This window comes from Streptomyces sp. CNS606, from assembly GCF_000426325.1.
Map to the genome: position 1 here is coordinate 22,892 of NZ_AUFD01000020.1, position 15,132 is coordinate 38,023.

At 76.0% G+C, this 15,132-nt stretch carries 12 protein-coding genes and 1 pseudogene; 7 read left to right on the plus strand and 6 right to left on the minus strand.

Features of this window, described 5'->3' with window-relative positions; translation table 11 throughout:
• Positions 1-57 precede the first annotated feature (57 nt).
• The 4 genes from K304_RS32185 to K304_RS29250 all read right to left on the minus strand — a co-directional run bounded on the left by K304_RS32185 (position 58) and on the right by K304_RS29250 (position 6,648).
• Positions 58-2,019, minus strand: a complete 1,962-nt coding sequence (locus K304_RS32185) for a hypothetical protein (protein ID WP_078529160.1) — start codon at positions 2,017-2,019, stop codon at positions 58-60.
• On the minus strand, positions 2,016-3,971 hold the full coding sequence (locus K304_RS29240) for a DUF3492 domain-containing protein (protein WP_078529162.1): 1,956 nt from the start codon (positions 3,969-3,971) through the stop codon (positions 2,016-2,018). Before K304_RS29240 ends, K304_RS32185 begins: the two co-directional genes overlap by 4 nt.
• Before the next feature lie 191 nt (positions 3,972-4,162).
• Positions 4,163-5,659 (minus strand): DUF3152 domain-containing protein, encoded by a 1,497-nt coding sequence (locus tag K304_RS29245; RefSeq protein ID WP_051308489.1) that lies wholly within the window; start codon positions 5,657-5,659, stop codon positions 4,163-4,165.
• Entirely contained in the window at positions 5,659-6,648 is a 990-nt protein-coding gene (locus K304_RS29250; RefSeq protein WP_051308490.1) for an alpha/beta fold hydrolase, read from the minus strand. Before K304_RS29250 ends, K304_RS29245 begins: the two co-directional genes overlap by 1 nt.
• Positions 6,649-6,816: 168 nt before the next feature.
• Between K304_RS29250 and K304_RS0115255 the strand changes: the two genes are divergently transcribed.
• From K304_RS0115255 to K304_RS0115270, 4 genes are all read left to right on the plus strand, one after another.
• Positions 6,817-7,041, plus strand: a complete 225-nt coding sequence (locus K304_RS0115255; protein ID WP_027764449.1) for a hypothetical protein — start codon at positions 6,817-6,819, stop codon at positions 7,039-7,041.
• 240 nt (positions 7,042-7,281) lie between these two features.
• Entirely contained in the window at positions 7,282-7,902 is a 621-nt protein-coding gene (locus K304_RS0115260; RefSeq protein ID WP_027764450.1) for a TetR/AcrR family transcriptional regulator, read from the plus strand.
• Between the two features lie 152 nt (positions 7,903-8,054).
• Positions 8,055-8,282, plus strand: coding sequence for a DUF3107 domain-containing protein (locus K304_RS0115265; RefSeq protein WP_037790613.1), 228 nt, complete (start codon positions 8,055-8,057; stop codon positions 8,280-8,282).
• A 193-nt stretch (positions 8,283-8,475) separates the two neighbouring features.
• A complete protein-coding gene (locus tag K304_RS0115270) occupies positions 8,476-8,754 on the plus strand; it encodes a hypothetical protein (protein ID WP_311671942.1) in 279 nt (92 codons plus the stop codon).
• Between the two features lie 46 nt (positions 8,755-8,800).
• Here the strand turns inward: K304_RS0115270 and K304_RS0115275 are convergent, their stop codons facing one another.
• Positions 8,801-9,547: a ferritin-like fold-containing protein gene (locus K304_RS0115275; protein ID WP_027764453.1), complete on the minus strand. Its 747-nt coding sequence runs from the start codon at positions 9,545-9,547 to the stop codon at positions 8,801-8,803.
• Positions 9,548-9,851: 304 nt separating this feature from the next.
• Between K304_RS0115275 and K304_RS29255 the strand changes: the two are divergent.
• Both K304_RS29255 and K304_RS0115285 read left to right on the plus strand, forming a co-directional pair.
• A pseudogene (locus K304_RS29255) lies at positions 9,852-11,612 on the plus strand (DEAD/DEAH box helicase); the annotation flags it as partial.
• 281 nt (positions 11,613-11,893) lie between these two features.
• Positions 11,894-12,760 (plus strand): alpha/beta fold hydrolase, encoded by an 867-nt coding sequence (locus K304_RS0115285; RefSeq protein WP_027764454.1) that lies wholly within the window; start codon positions 11,894-11,896, stop codon positions 12,758-12,760.
• A 52-nt stretch (positions 12,761-12,812) separates the two neighbouring features.
• Here the strand turns inward: K304_RS0115285 and K304_RS0115290 are convergent, their stop codons facing one another.
• Positions 12,813-13,418: a TetR/AcrR family transcriptional regulator gene (locus tag K304_RS0115290; protein WP_027764455.1), complete on the minus strand. Its 606-nt coding sequence runs from the start codon at positions 13,416-13,418 to the stop codon at positions 12,813-12,815.
• A 117-nt stretch (positions 13,419-13,535) separates the two neighbouring features.
• Between K304_RS0115290 and K304_RS29260 the strand changes: the two genes are divergently transcribed.
• Positions 13,536-15,059, plus strand: a complete 1,524-nt coding sequence (locus tag K304_RS29260; protein ID WP_078529166.1) for an FAD-dependent oxidoreductase — start codon at positions 13,536-13,538, stop codon at positions 15,057-15,059.
• The last annotated feature ends 73 nt before the right edge of the window (positions 15,060-15,132 follow it).

Below are 15,132 nucleotides of genomic sequence, written 5' to 3' on the forward strand. Positions count from 1 at the left end.
ACGTGCGTGCGCAGTGGGGTGGTCGGGAGGGCCGCCGGAGGCGGGGCGGGGCGGCGGTCACCGGGCCTGCCGGGCGAGGCGGTCGCCGGGCGGATCCGGCTCCACGCCCGTCGGCGCCGGACCCGGCGCAGGCCCCTGGCGGGGGAGGCGGCCGGACGCCTCCCGGGCGGCGGGCCGCTGGTGCGCGGACGCGCCGGTCAGGGCACGCAGCCCGTACGCCAGCAGCGCCAGGGCCGCCAGCGCGCAGGCGGCCGCCGGAACGACGGTCGGGCCGTACGCCGCGACGGCCTGCTCCACCGGCCGTCCGACGGCGGCGGCGCCGGGCAGCCGGGCCGCCAGCACGGTGCCCAGTGCGGCGGCGATCAGCAGGCAGGCGGCGGCCAGCCCGCCCGAAGCGGCGCGGGGGAAACCGTGGCGGCTCAGCAGCAGCGCCACGAACAGCAGCACGCCGAGCGCCGCCGTGGCAGCGTGGGTGGCGTGCGGGGCCGCCGCGCCGCGCACCAGCAGGTGAGCGGCGGCCTGCACGGCCGACAGTGCGACGGCGAAGAGGCCGACCGTCAGCAGCAGCAACGGCCGTACGCCCGCGGCGAAGTCGCCGAGGCTGCGGCTGCCCGCCAGCCTCCGCCGGGCCCGCGCCGCGAACAGGTGCGCGGACCAGGCCGCCGGCGCGACGCCGAACGCCAGGGCCAGGGGAACGCACAGACACGCGAGCGCCGGCAGGAGACGCCCGACGCCCGCCCCGCCCGCGAGCAGCTCGGTCAGCAGCCAGTCGCCGTACAGCACGTAGCCGAGCAGCCAGCAGGCCCACAGCGCGGCGGTGCGCGTCCGCGGCACGCCGCGCAGCGACAGGCGTACGGCGGCGAGCACCGCGAGTCCGCCGAGCGTCCCCACGGCGGGCCGGGCGTACGGCGGCTCCAGCGGCACGTAGGTCAGCCCCACGACGGTGGCGGCGCAGAGCACACCGGGCAGCAGGTGACTGAGCCCGCGGCCCGCCGCCCGGACCCGGCGCGGCTTCTGCGGCCCGGATCCGTCGGCCGACGGATCCGCGACGGCCCCGTCCTCGGCGCGGGGCACCCGGACGTACAGCTCCTCGGCGAGGGAGAACACGTCGCGGTGCCGGTAGCGGGCGGCGGTGCGGTCGGTGATGCCGTGCGCCTCCAGTCCGGCGGCGATCTCCAGCGGGTCGACGGCCCGCTCGCACAGAGCCCGGTGGCGGTGCATCAGCTCCCGCACGGGATCCGCCGACGCCCCGCGCCGCCCGCCGTCCGCGCGGGACGTCATGCCGTCGGACGGTGCTGCCGCGTCGGCGGCGGGCGCCACCCCTGCGCGGTCGGCACGGCCCGGCTCGCCCGCGAACGGCGGGCGGGCGCCGGCGTCCGGGGCGGGTGCCCGGCGGCCCGAGACCCGTACACCGGGTGCGGGCCCTCCCGGCTTCCGGGGCGCGGAGTCGTCCCGGGGGGCCCGCGGGGCGGCGGAGGGGGGCCGGGGGGCGGCGGGCTCAGCGGACTCAGGCGGTTGGGCGGCCTCGGCCGGCTGGGCGGCGGCCTCGGCCGGCTGGGCGGGCCCGAAAGCGCCGGTGTGGAGGCGGGATTCGGGGGCGGGCGGCGCGGGGCGGGGGGCCCGGGTGGGTGTCGCGGCCGCACGACGACGGGGCGGCGGGCCGTCCAGGGCGTGCAGCGGCCCCGTGGGCGGTTCGGCGAGCGGCACGCCCTCCGCGTCCAGCGCGGCCGACGCGGGATGCCCGGCCTCCGGCCACACCACCTGGTCTCCCGATCCCGGGGTGGCCCCCGCACCCCCCTCGGAACGCCAGGAGTCGAGGGGCTCGGGGCCGGATTCGGCGGGTGGACCGTCGACGTCGTCGACCAGGGTCCACGAACGGGTGTCCCACGCCCCCGGGTTGACGGGGGCGACGGGCTCCGCGGGCTCGGCCTGCCCGGGCGGGCCGGCGCGCCTCCGGTCGGGCCCGGACGGTGGAGGCGTGCCCTCGGGGGCGCGCCGGTGCGGATGGCGGGACGTCATGCGGGGTCCTCCTGGCCGGGCCGGACACCGACGGCCGGGGTACCGGACGCGGCGTGCCGGGCCCAGCTCGGGCCGTGGACGGTGGCGGTCTGCGCCGGCCGGGCGTGCGCGGGCGGGCGCATTCCGGCCGGGCGGGGCGAGGCGGTCGCGGACGCGAGCGCCGCCGGGGGTCTGACGGTGCTGGCCCAGCGGCCGGGGACGTGCGACTCGGCGGGCTGCGCGAACGGCACCGGCGCGCCGTCGGTGTCGAGAGCCGCGGGGGCGCGCGTGCTGCGCGACATCAGTTCGAGGTAGATCCCGCGGAACGCCTCGACGTTCTGCTCGACGGTGAACAGTTCGAGCGCCCTGGCACGCGCCGCCGCGCCCAGGCGCGTGCGGCGGGCGGGGTCGCGGAGCAGCGCGAGACACGCGTCGGCGAGGGCGCGGGGGTTGCGGGGCGGCACCACCAGGCCGGTGCCGCCGATGACCTCGCACACCGCGCCGACGTCGGTGGAAACCGTGGCGCGGGCGCAGAACATCGCCTCCACCAGCGAGACGGGGAAGCCTTCGACGACGCTCGAGAGGACGGCGACGGTGCCGCCGGCGTAGGCGTCGGCGAGAGTGGGGGCGACGGGACCGCCGATCTCCTCGAAGGCCACGGGGCTCTCCCCGACGCTGTGCGTGTCGGCGGCCTCGTCCGGGAACAGGTGCGCGGCGAGCGCGCGCAGGTGCGCCGCGTAGGCGGCGGCGTCGGGTGCGGTGCCGAGTCCGGTGGAGACGATGCGCAGGCGGGCGCCGGGCAGTGCGTGGCGCACCTCGGAGAAGGCGTGCAGCAGAGCGACGAGGTCCTTGGCCGGTTCGACCCGTCCGACCCAGAGCAGGGTGGGCCGGGACCGGCCGCCGCGGCCCGGCGTGTCTCCGTCGCTGCCGCCCGCGGGGACGTCCATCACGGCCTCGCCGACCTCGGTGAACGGCTCGGCGTCCATGCCGGGGTAGACGGTGCGGAGCCGTTCGCGGCGGGCGCCGCAGCGTTCCTGCCAGCGGCGCGCGTGGGTGTTGCCGGGGGTGATGAGCTGAGCGCGGGCGTACGCCTCGTGCGCCAGCCGGCCCTGGAACGAGGCGAGCAGCGCCCGCACGGGCTGCCGCGCGGCGTCGGGCCGGACGCCGGGCGTCGCGCCGCCGGGGCCGACGCCGCCCGCCTGCGCGGGAAGGGGGGTGCTGGCGAGGTAGTGCTCGCGGAGCCGGACCCCGTACTCGGTGATCAACAGGGGCGTGCCGTAGGCACGGGCGGCGAGGAGCCCGGCGAGTGCGGCGGGGCCGCCGCCGACGGCGTGGCACAGGTCGGCGTCGCCCAGGCCGGCGCTGCCGGGGCCCTCGTCGAGCCAGTCCAGGGAGAGCGGGCGCAGGGCACGTTCCAGCCGGTCGACGACGGCGAGCAGGTCGGAGACCTGGGCGGCGTGCGCGGCGCGCAGCGCGCCCGGCGCGCGGCACGCGGACTCCAGGACGCGGACGGCGAGTTCGGAGCGGATCGCGTCCGGCAGGCCGCCGTGGTCGCGGGCGAGGTCCGCGAGTCCGTGCAGACCGGCGGCGAAGCGTTCCGCCGCCGTGGGGCCGGTGCGGTCCGCCCGGTCGGGCTCGTCTCCGTCTGCGGCGGGGGTGCAGATCGCCGCGGCGAGCTCCGCGAAGCACTCGGCGAAGCGGCGGCGTTCGCGGCGCCCGGTGACGCCGCGGGCGGCGGCGCCCTCGGCGCAGGCGACGTGCGCCGGGGGCTCGCCCCACAGCGGGGCGGTGCGGACGTGCCGCACGTTCTGCGGCAGGTCGCACCAGCCGGCCTGTTCCTGGCGCGGGCTGCGGCTGAGCGCGTAGAGCTCGAACTCGTGTCCGCCCAGCCCTCGCACCAGCCGGTCGCACCACAGCACCGACTCACCACGCGCGAAGGGGTAACCACCCTCCGTAAGCAGTGCAACGCGCACGAACGCACCCCCGGCCGATCGACGAGTGGGCCACCGCGTCGGATGCGGTGGATGTGACGCCGACGACGGTATGCGCGACACGGGGGGCTACGACGGACGGTTGTCCGTCGCACCACCGGAAGGGGTGAACGGCCGTGACTTTCCGGACGTTTACGCGTTCAACGGTCTCGCCGAGGCACGCTGTGCGCCGGTCAGCCGTCCTTCTCCGGGTGCGGCCAGGCGTTCGGACGGCAGGTGGCGGCACCGGTGGTGAGGGTCTTGGTCTGCTGCATCATCACGGGCGCGAGGGCCCCGTCGGACCCGCAGAAGCGGTGTCCGAGCCCGAGCCGGTGTCCGACCTCGTGGTTGACCAGCATCTCGCGGTACTCGCGGATGCGGTCGTCGCCGAAGGTCTCCGAACCCTGCGCCCAGCGCCAGGCGTTGATCATGATGCGGTCGGTTGCCGCGGAGTCGCACGACACGTTCTGCACCGTGGTGTCCAGGCCGGACTTGGCGCACCATGCGCCGGTGGTGCCGGGGCTGGCCAGGGTGATGACGAAGTCGGCGCCGTCGGAGGCGACCCGCTGGAAGCTGCGCGCGCCGTCGTGCGCCCAGCTGCGGTCGTCGTTCAGCGTGCGGTGCACGGCTTCGGCGAACAGCTCGGTGTCGAGCGGGAGTTCCTTCTCCACCTCGACGCGGTAGCGGACGACCTCGCCCCGGCCGTCGCCCTCCTCCCGGCCCTCCACGGTGCTGAACTCGCCGGTGCCGTGCAGGTCCGGGTCCAGGGGGAGGACGGTGGCGATCCGCTCCGCGTAGGTCAGCGGACGGGCGGCCTGCGTGTCGGACGGCGTGGGGCGCGGCGCACGGCGGGAGGACTCACCGTCGTCGCCGCGGGCCTCGCCCGCTCCGGCGGCGGCCCGGTCGTCCCGCCGCTGTTCCAGACCGGTGACCTGGCCGGCCACCACGATCGCCAGCACGGTCGTGACCGCTGCGGCGGCCACGCCGGTGAACGTGCGGCCCTTGGTGCGGGCGCGCTGCGGCCCGGTCTCCGGATCGTCGTCGTGGTCTCCGTCGCCTTCGTGGTCGCCGTCGGGGCCCGGCGACGCGGTGTCCCACGGGTCCTCGGCGCGGGGCGGCGGGGCGCCGCGGCCACCGCCGGCGGCACCGGAGGCCCGACGGCCCGGCATCTCGGGCGGCGGTGCGGAGCGCGACGCGGAGCCGCCGACGAACACGTCGTCGTCGAAGGCGTCCAGATAGTCCTGGCGCGGGCCGTCCCGCGGGCCGGGCGCCGCTCCGCTGCGCGGGGCGCCGGGCCGGGGACCGCCGGAGCGCGGCGGTCCGACCGTAGGGGTGGAGCCGGTGGCAGGGCCGTCGCCCCAGGCGCCGCCGGGTTCGCGGTGCTGCGGGTGACCGCCGCGCGCCTGCGGCGTCCCGCCGGGGGGCGTGCCGTACGCGGCCGGGCCCGGATAGGGGACTCCCGCCGGGCCACGCTCGCCCGGGTAGGGCCGGGGCACGGCCGGACGGCGCACGGAGCCGGACGCGAACGGTGCGGGGCCCGAGGAGCCGGGGGGCGGCGCGGGCCGGGCGGCTGCGGCACCGTCCGGACCACCGGTCGCCCAGGGCTGGGCACCCACCACGGGTCCGGCCTCGGCCACGGTCCGGGCCGGGGTCTCCGGCGGAGCGTTCCGCTTGCGGCTGTGGCGTCCCACTACGCTCCCTTCACTGCCTGCTCGCTCCGTTCGGATGTCTCCGCCAGCAGCTCGCGGAAGGCCCGCGCGACCACGTCGGGGTACTCCATCATCGCCACGTGCCCGGCCTCCGGCAGCGCGACCAGCCGGGAGGAACGGAAGGCGGCACTCGCCCGGCGCGCCATGCGGAACGAGACCAGCTGGTCGCGGCCGCCGTAGACGAGCAGCGTCGGGGCGAGCACCCGCTCGGCCTGGCGCCACAGGGAGTGCTGACCGCCGAGAGTGTAGGCGTTCACGAGCCCGCGCGCCGAACGGGTCAGCGCGTCCCAGAAGTACGGGAGTTCGAGCCGGCGCGCGTACTCCCGCACCGCGACCTGGAAGTCCTCGGGCGCCACCCGGCCGGGATCGCCGTAGCACAGGGCCAGGACCTCGCGGGTGCGGCGCTCCGGCGTCCAGTCCTTCGTCAAGCGGCCGAAGAGCGACGTCACCCCCGGGAGGGCCAGCAGCGCGGTCGGTACGGCGGTGCGCTGCGGGCGCAGCTCGGGCAGCGCCGGGGAGACCAGAGTGAGCGTGCGCACCAGGTCGGGACGCATCGCGGCGACGCGGGTGGTGACCGCGCCGCCGAGGGAGTTGCCGAACAGGTGGACCGGGCCGCGCTCGGACGCGTCGAGGTGTCTGACCACGGAGCGGGCGTGCGCGGACACGGAGTAGTCGCCGTCGTCCGGCGGCGGCGACCCTCCGAAGCCGGGGAGGTCCACGGCCTCGCCGTCGAGGTGCCCGGCCAGCTCCCGCATCAGCGCGGACCAGTTCTGCGACGACCCGCCGAGACCGTGCACATACAGCGCGGGCGGCAGCCCGCGACGCGCCGGCGGCCGGGCGCGCACGGAGAGCGTGAGACCGGCGAGGGAGACGTCGCGCAGCGTCTCCCCCTCGTGGACGTGCGGCCCGCTCAGGTCGGGGATCGCGTGCGGGACGGCGGTACGCAGATCCGGCTGCTCGGTCGACGACATGGAGCAATGTTACGAGACGATCACGCGGGTACCCATGTGTTCGCCGTCACTGCTGCGGGGACCCGTACGACATACCGCGGGGAACCGGCCGGAACCGGTCGCGTCCCGCAGCGGTTGCACCCGCCTGGAGCAGATTGCGGGACGCCCGCACCGGAAAGGGGAGCCCACATGTCTGTCGACCCGACCGATCCCGAAACGTTCGACGACGTCTACGAGGAGGAGCCGGAGGGAGCCGAGTTCGAGGCGCCCGAGGCGGACGCCGCGGAGCAGCAGGCCGATCTGCTGCGGCAGCGCAGCGAGCCGATGACCGGCCGCGGCTCCGACGAGGTGGACCCGGCGGACGCCGCCGAGCAGGCCCGTGTGGTGGAGGTGAACGAGGACGAGTACCGCTGAGGCGCTTCCGCGGCGCTCCCCGGGCCGGGCGGCCGGGGCGGCGCGATCGCCGTGCGGGCGCCTCTCGCCCCGCCCTGCGGCCAGAGGGTGTCCCGATAGCCTGCGCTGAGCGAGAATGTGCGCTTGCGGAGCGCGGACCCGGGTTACCCGAAAGTACGATGGCGGTCTCGGCGCGCACCGCGCGGAGAAGCAGCAGTCCCCTGGCCCGGCCGGGGAGGCACCAGGGAGGCGAGCGTGACGATCGAGCAGACAGCAGCAGAGGCGCGCCCCCGCGGCACGCGCCTGCCGCGCAGGGCCCGACGCAACCAGCTCCTGGGCGCCGCCCAGGAGGTGTTCGTCGCACAGGGCTACCACTCCGCGGCGATGGACGACATCGCGGACCGCGCGGGCGTCAGCAAACCGGTGCTCTACCAGCACTTCCCCGGAAAGCTCGACCTCTACCTCGCGCTACTCGACCAGCACTGCGACGCGCTCCTCCAGCAGGTGCGCAACGCGCTGGAGTCGACCCACGACAACAAGCAGCGGGTCGCGGCCACGATGGACGCCTACTTCGGCTTCGTCGAGGACGAGGGCGGCGCGTTCCGGCTGGTCTTCGAATCCGACCTGACCAACGAACCGGCCGTGCGCGAGCGCGTGGACCGGGTGAGCCTGGACTGTGCGAAGGCCGTCTGCGGGATCATCGCCGAGGACACCAAACTGCCCTCCGACCAGGCGATGCTGCTGGCGGTGGGCCTGTGCGGGATGGCGCAGATCACCGCCCGGTACTGGCTGGGCGCCGGCCAGCGCATCCCGCGCGACGCGGCGGCCCGCCTGATCTCGTCGCTGTCCTGGCGCGGCATCGCCGGTTTCCCCATGCAGTGAGGCCGCAGCGGGCTCACCACGTGGGCCGGGCTGCGCCCCGGTGTTCGCTGTCGGCATGCGGGCGGGGCCCTCGGCGGGATGCCCGGGGGAGCTAATCTGTGCTGCGTACGGCGCGGCTGTCCGCGCACCCCGACCGTCGGAGGGACATGGCCGTGGAGGTCAAGATCGGCGTGCAGCACGCGCCCCGCGAGATCGTCATCGAGAGCCGGCAGAGCGCCGAGGAGGTCCAGGCCGCCGTGGAGGCCGCGCTGGGCAAGAACAGCACGTTGCTCTCCCTCGAGGACGAGCACGGCCGCCGGGTCCTGGTGCCGTCCGACAAGGTGGCCTACGTCGAGATCGGCGAGCAGGCCGGACGGAAGGTCGGCTTCGGCGCGCTCTGACGACGCGTCCGGGGCACACTCCGAACACCTTGTGGGGTACGGGAGTTGACTCCCGTACCCCACACGTGTGTATGCGGGCGCCGGTTCTCCGCCCGTACGCCCGATGTTCACCTTCACAGCAGTTTCACGTTCTGCGCGGCGAGGGTAGGACCGGATCGACCGGCTCCGCACCAACGGCTCGGGAGGTCCCGTGGTGGCGTACGCACTCGGCTCGGCGATCGTCGGACTGGCCCTGGCATGGGCCGCGGCACACCGGCTTTCCGGGCGGCTGCCGCAACGCAGCCTGGTGCTGCCGACCGGTGCCGGCGGCGGACTGGTGGGCGGGCTGGTGGCCTACGCGGTGATGGGCCCGGGGAACCTCGGCCTCGCCCTGGTGATCTCGGCGGCCGTGAGCGTGGCGATGCTCTCGCTCCTCCACGGGCGCTCCGCCCGCCCCGCCCCGCGCGCGACGGCCGCACCCCGTATCCCCTGAACTCCGGTGTCCGGGGCGGCGGTCCGCCGCCCCGGACAGGCGGGCGCTACGCGGCGAGACCGAGGGCGGCCATCCGCTTGGTGTGGGCCTCGGTGATGCGGGAGAACATGCGCCCGACCTCCGCGAGGTCGAATCCGTCGGCCAGCCCGCCCACGAGCATCGTCGACAGCGCGTCCCGGTCGGCGACGACCCGCTGCGCCTGCGCCAGCGCCTCGCCCATCAGGCGCCGCGCCCACAGCGCGAGCCGGCCGCCCACCCGGCCGTCGGCGTCGATCGCGGCGCGCACCTTCTCGACCGCGAAGCCGGAGTGGCCCGTGTCGTCCAGCACCGCGAGCATCAGCGCGCGGGTGTCCGCGTCCAGCCGGGCCGCGACCTCGCGGTAGAAGTCGGAGGCGATGGAGTCGCCGACGTACGCCTTGATCAGGCCCTCCAGCCAGTCGGACGGCGCGGTGAGCCGGTGGAACTCGTCGAGCGGCGCGGCGAACGGCTCCATGGCCTGCGTCGGGTCCGCGTCGATCTCCGCCAGCCGCTGCCGCAGCCGCTCGAAGTGCTGGAACTCCGCGGACGCCATCGCCGCGAGCTGCGCCTTGTCCGCCAGGGTCGGTGCGAGCTTCGCGTCCTCCGCGAGCCGTTCGAAGGCGGCCAGCTCCCCGTAGGCCAGGGCGCCGAGCAGGTCCACGACGGCGGCCCGGTACTGCGGGTCGGCGGAGGCCTGCTCCCAGCTCTGCGCGGCGATGCCGGTGGCCGCGGCGTCGCCGGCGGCGGCGTCGGTGTGTGTGTCGGGCGTCTCCATAGCCCAGCACGATAGCCCTCCCCACCAGGACCGGAACCCCGCAGCCCCGGTCCGGCGACCGCAGGTGTGAAGTCGTACACACCCGTCGCCCCGGTACACCTGCACGGATCCGGGGTACAGTGCTATAGGAGCCCGCCGGACACGGTGGGCCCGACGCATATCGCGGATGCCCGGTCGGTGGCCCGATCGGCTCCGACCCGACAAGCCCTCCACGTGGCTGGGTGCACCGAGCACCGGCCATGTTCCATGAGGGACCGCTCGCGCGAGATGAGCGCCAGAGCGATGAGCTAGTGGTCCCGCGCCGATCGGTGGACCAGGCCGCAGGAAGGCCCCCGCCGCAACCGGGCACGGTACTGACCCGCCTCGCTCCACCGGGCCCCACCGGTGCCGCCTCGCCTCGCGTCACACAGAAGAGGCAAGCATCCTGTCCACCACGTTCCGAGAGCTCGGAATCCTCTCCGAGACCGCCGAGGCCCTCGAGGCCGTCGGCATCACGTCCCCCTTCCCCATCCAGGAGATGACCCTTCCGGTCGCGCTCGCCGGCGCCGACGTCATCGGCCAGGCGAAGACCGGTACCGGCAAGACGCTCGGTTTCGGGCTGCCGCTCCTGGAGACCGTGACCGTCCCCGCCGACGTCGAGCTGGGCCGGGCGAAGCCCGAGCAGCTGACGGAGGCGCCGCAGGCGCTGGTGGTCGTTCCCACCCGTGAGCTGTGCCAGCAGGTCACCAACGACCTGCTCACCGCGGGCAAGGTCCGCAACGTCCGCGTGCTGTCCATCTACGGCGGCCGGGCGTACGAGCCGCAGGTCGAGGCGCTGCGGAAGGGCGTCGACGTGGTCGTCGGCACCCCCGGCCGCCTGCTCGACCTGGCCGGCCAGCGCAAGCTCGACCTGTCGCACGTCAGGGCCCTCGTCCTCGACGAGGCCGACGAGATGCTGGACCTCGGCTTCCTGCCGGACGTCGAGAAGATCATCCAGCTGCTGCCGGCGAAGCGGCAGACGATGCTGTTCTCGGCCACCATGCCGGGTCAGGTCATCTCCCTCGCCCGCCGGTACATGAGCCAGCCCACGCACATCCGGGCCACCGCCCCCGACGACCACGGCCACACGGTCGCCAACACCGAGCAGCACGTCTTCCGCGCGCACTCGATGGACAAGCCGGAGATGGTCGCCCGCATCCTCCAGGCCGAGGGCCGCGGCCTGGCGATGATCTTCTGCCGCACCAAGCGCACCGCGGCCGACATCGCCGAGCAGCTCACCCGCCGCGGCTTCGCCGCCGGCGCCGTGCACGGCGATCTGGGCCAGGGTGCCCGCGAGCAGGCGCTGCGCGCCTTCCGCAACGGCAAGGTCGACGTGCTGGTCTGCACCGACGTCGCGGCCCGCGGCATCGACGTCGACAACGTCACGCACGTGATCAACTACCAGACGCCCGAGGACGAGAAGACGTACCTGCACCGCATCGGCCGTACCGGCCGCGCGGGCAACTCGGGTACGGCCGTCACGCTGGTCGACTGGGACGACATCCCGCGCTGGCAGCTGATCAACAAGGCGCTGGAGCTGTCCTTCCCGGACCCGGAGGAGACCTACTCCACCTCGCCCCACCTGTACGAGGCGCTCGGCATCCCCGAGGGCACCAAGGGCGTCCTGCCGCGCTCCGAGCGCACCCGGGCCGGCCTCGCCGCCGAGGAGATCGAAGACCTCGGCGAGACCGGGCCGCGCGGCGGCCGCGGTGGTCGCGGCGGTGCCCGCCCGGGCGGAGACGCCACCGAGCGTCCGAGCCGTGAGCGGAAGTCGCGGCCGCGCCGGCGCACGCGTGGCGGGCAGCCCCTCGACGCGGCGGCGGCCGAGGCCGCGGCTCCGGCGGCGGCACCCGGCCAGGGTCCGTCCGAGGGCCCGGCCCGCAAGCCCCGGCGGCGGCGCCGCACCCGGAGCGGTGCGGCAACGGCAGCCGGTGGCGCCGTCGCCGAAGCCCCGGCTCAGGCGCCGCAGGCGTCCGGCGGGGCGGAGGGCGGCGCGGCCGCCAAGCCCCGTCGTCGCCGTCGCACCCGCGGCGGATCCGCCTCCGCTGCGGAGAGCTGAACCCCCTGACCGGTCGGCCGGGCCCTGCCCGGCCGACCGGTCGGTGCCGCGCCGGGCGGGCTCGCACGAGCCCGCCCGGCGCGTGTGCGTCCGGTGCGGCATCGTGCCGGCCGGCCACTCCGCCGCGCCGGGCTGCGTGAACCGTCGGGCCGGGGCTCTGTTCGCTCCGGCGCGCCCTTCCGCGCCTCACGGTGCGGCGGCCCCGGGGGCGGCCGGGCACGCGCCCCGCGGTTCTCGCCGGGGCACCGCACACGCGGTAGCGTCACGGCATGAGCCGACCGCCCCTCCTCGAACTCCCCCACGGTGCCCGTGCGCACCGGCTCCCCACCGCACGCGGCCCGTTCGCCGTCCACGAGATGGGCTCCGCCACCCGCGGCACCGCCCTGCTGATCCCCGGTTTCACGGGCAGCAAGGAGGACTTCATCGGCCTTCTGGAGCCGCTGGCTCATGAGGGATACCGCGTGGTCGCCGTGGACGGGCGCGGGCAGTACGAGACGGGCGGACCGTGCGACGAGAGCGCGTACGCCCCGGAGGAGCTGGCGGCCGACGTCCTGGCGGTCGCCGAGACGCTGAAGGCGGAGTACCCGCTGCACCTGGTCGGGCACTCGCTCGGGGGCCTGATCGCCCGCGCCGCCGTGTTCCGCGACCGCACGCCGTTCGCCTCGCTGACGCTGATGAGCAGCGGTCCCGGTGCCGTCTGCACGGCCCAGCAGTCACGGCTGAAGATGCTGCTCGGCGCGCTGCCGGTGATGGAGATGGAGGACGTCTGGCGGGCGATGCGGGAGCTGGACCCGCCGGAGGCGGCGGACGACCTCACGCCCCCGGCGGTGGCGGAGTTCCTGCACCATCGCTGGCTGGCCAACGTGCCCGAACAGCTGATCGCCACCGCGCAGCAGCTGCTCACCGAGCCGGACCGCACGGCGGAGCTGACGGAACTGGCCGCGAACGGCATGCCGGTGCACGTGCTGTCCGGGGAGCTGGACTACGCCTGGCCGGTACCGCAGATCGACGCGCTGGCCGCGGCGATCGGCGCGCGCCGGACCGTGATCACCGGCGCCGAGCACTCGCCGAACGCGGACCAGCCGCAGCAGACCGCGCAGGCCCTGCTGGCCGGCTGGGCGGTCCCCGCGCGCTGACGGGCGGCGGGACGGGCGACGGCAGGGCCGAGGAGAGTTCCCGCCGGCACGCTCAGGGCGCGTCGGCGGTGAGGTAGCGCTGCACGGTGGGCCCGAGCCAGGCGACGACCTCGTCCCGGCTCATCGCGGCGGCGGGCGGCAGCCGCAGCACGTAGCGGGCCAGCGCCATGCCGAGGATCTGCGCGGCGACGAGGGCGGCGCGCCGCGGCGCCTGGCCGGGCACCGGGCACACCCGGGCGACCGCGGGTCCGAGCTGCTCGCGGAAGATGTGCTGCATGCGGGCCGCGCCCGCTTCGTTGGTGACGCCGACACGCAGCAGGGCGGTGAGCGTCCCGTCCTGTTCCCAGCGGGCGAGGAAGTGCCCGACGAGTGCCGCGCCGACCTCTTCGCGCGGCACTGCGGCGAGGTCCGGGAGCCGCAGTTCGAATTCCGAGGCGGCCGCGAACAGGCCCTCCTTGTTGCCGTAGTACCGCATCACCATGGACGCGTCGATGCCCGCGTCCCGTGCGATGGCGCGGATGGTCGCGCGCTCGTAGCCGTCGGCCGCGAAATGGTCGCGGGCAGCGTGCAGGATCGCGGCGCGGGTGGCGTCGGAACGCCGCGGAGCCGTGGTGGACGCCGTGGTCGTGGCCGGTGTGCCGGCGGGCTTCTCCGTCATGCCAACAATCGTAGGCCAACACATGTTGACAACGCCAGGACCGCGCGCTGTACTGACATCAACAAGCGTTGGCACACACTCGTTGGCACGCTCGCCCGACGCCCCCGGGAGGCGCACATGTCGCACGCCCAGCACCCCACGCGGAACCCCGGCCCCACCGGCCGCATCGACCACCCCGAGCGCACCGACGTCGTGGTGGTCGGCGCGGGCCCGACCGGCCTGCTCCTCGCCGGCGACCTGGCGGAAGCCGGCGTCGACGTCACCCTGGTCGAGCGGCGGCCGCCCGGCCTCAGCAACCTCAGCCGCGCCTTCGGGGTCCACGCCCGGACCCTCGAGCAGCTCGACGCGCGGGGGCTGGCGGACGCACTCGTCGCCACCGGCTCCCGGCTCACCCGCCTCCGCCTCTTCCGGCGGCTCGACCTGGATCTGTCCCGGCTGCCCAGCCGGTTCCCGTTCCTGCTGATCACCCCGCAGTACCAGGTGGAACGGCTGCTGGAGCGCCGCGCCGCGGCCGCGGGGGTGCGCTTCCGGTACGGGACCGAGGTCGGCGGGCTCACCCAGGACGCCGACGGCGTGACCGTCTCCCTCGGCGCGGGCGGCACGCTGCGCGCCGCGTACGCGGTCGGCACGGACGGCCACCGCAGCGCGGTACGGCGTGCGCTCGGCCTGCCGTTCCCCGGGCGGTCGGTGATCCGTTCCCTCGTGCTGGCCGACGTCCGGCTCGCCGAGGAGCCGGACGAGGTGCTCACCATCCGGGGCGTCGGCGACACCTTCGCCGGGCTGGTGCCGTTCGGCGACGGCTGGTACCGGATCATGGGCTGGAGCCGCCACCGCCAGGTCGACGACGACGTGCCCCTGGACCTGGAGGAGGTCAGGGAGATCGCGCGCCGTGCGCTGGGCACCGACCACGGCATGCACGACGCACGCTGGCTCTCCCGCTTCCACAGCGACGAACGGCAGGCCCCCGCCTACCGGGTGGGCCGGGCGCTGCTCGCCGGGGACGCCGCACACGTGCACTCCCCCGCCGGCGGCCAGGGCATGAACACCGGCCTCCAGGACGCCGCCAACCTCGGCTGGAAACTGGCCGCAGTGGTCCGCGGCCGCGCGCCGGAGCACCTCCTGGACACCTACCAGGCCGAGCGCCACCCCGTCGGCCGCACGGTGCTGCGCAGCAGCGGCGCGCTGGTCCGCCTCGCGATGGCGCACCGACCGGCGACGCGGGCGCTGCGGGCCGCCGTGTCCCGGCTGGTGTCCGCGGCCGGTCCGCTGGCCGACCGGGCGATGGGCACGGTCTCCGGCGTGGGCATCGCCTACGGCCGGGAGCGCGGCACGCACCGCCTCACCGGCACCCGCGTGCCGGACCTGCCGCTGGCCACCGGCCGGCTCTACCAGGCCCTGCGCGGGGGCGGGTTCGTCCTCGTGACCCCGGGAGGCGAGGGGTCGCCCGCGGCCGAGGAGCACGGCGTCACGGTCGTCCGCCGCGGCGACGGGGCGGCGTACGGGGTGTACGGGCGCGGCCTGCGGCTGCTGGTCCGGCCGGACGGGTACGTCGCCTGGGCGGGCGGCGCCGCCGACGAGACGTCGCTGCGCGCGGCCCTGAACACCTGGACGGGTACGCCCGCCACGGAGACGGCCGCCTGAGCGCGCCGCCGAGCACGACCGGTCCCCAGCCACGGATGCGGCGCGCGTCCCCCCGGCCTCACGGTCGGGGACG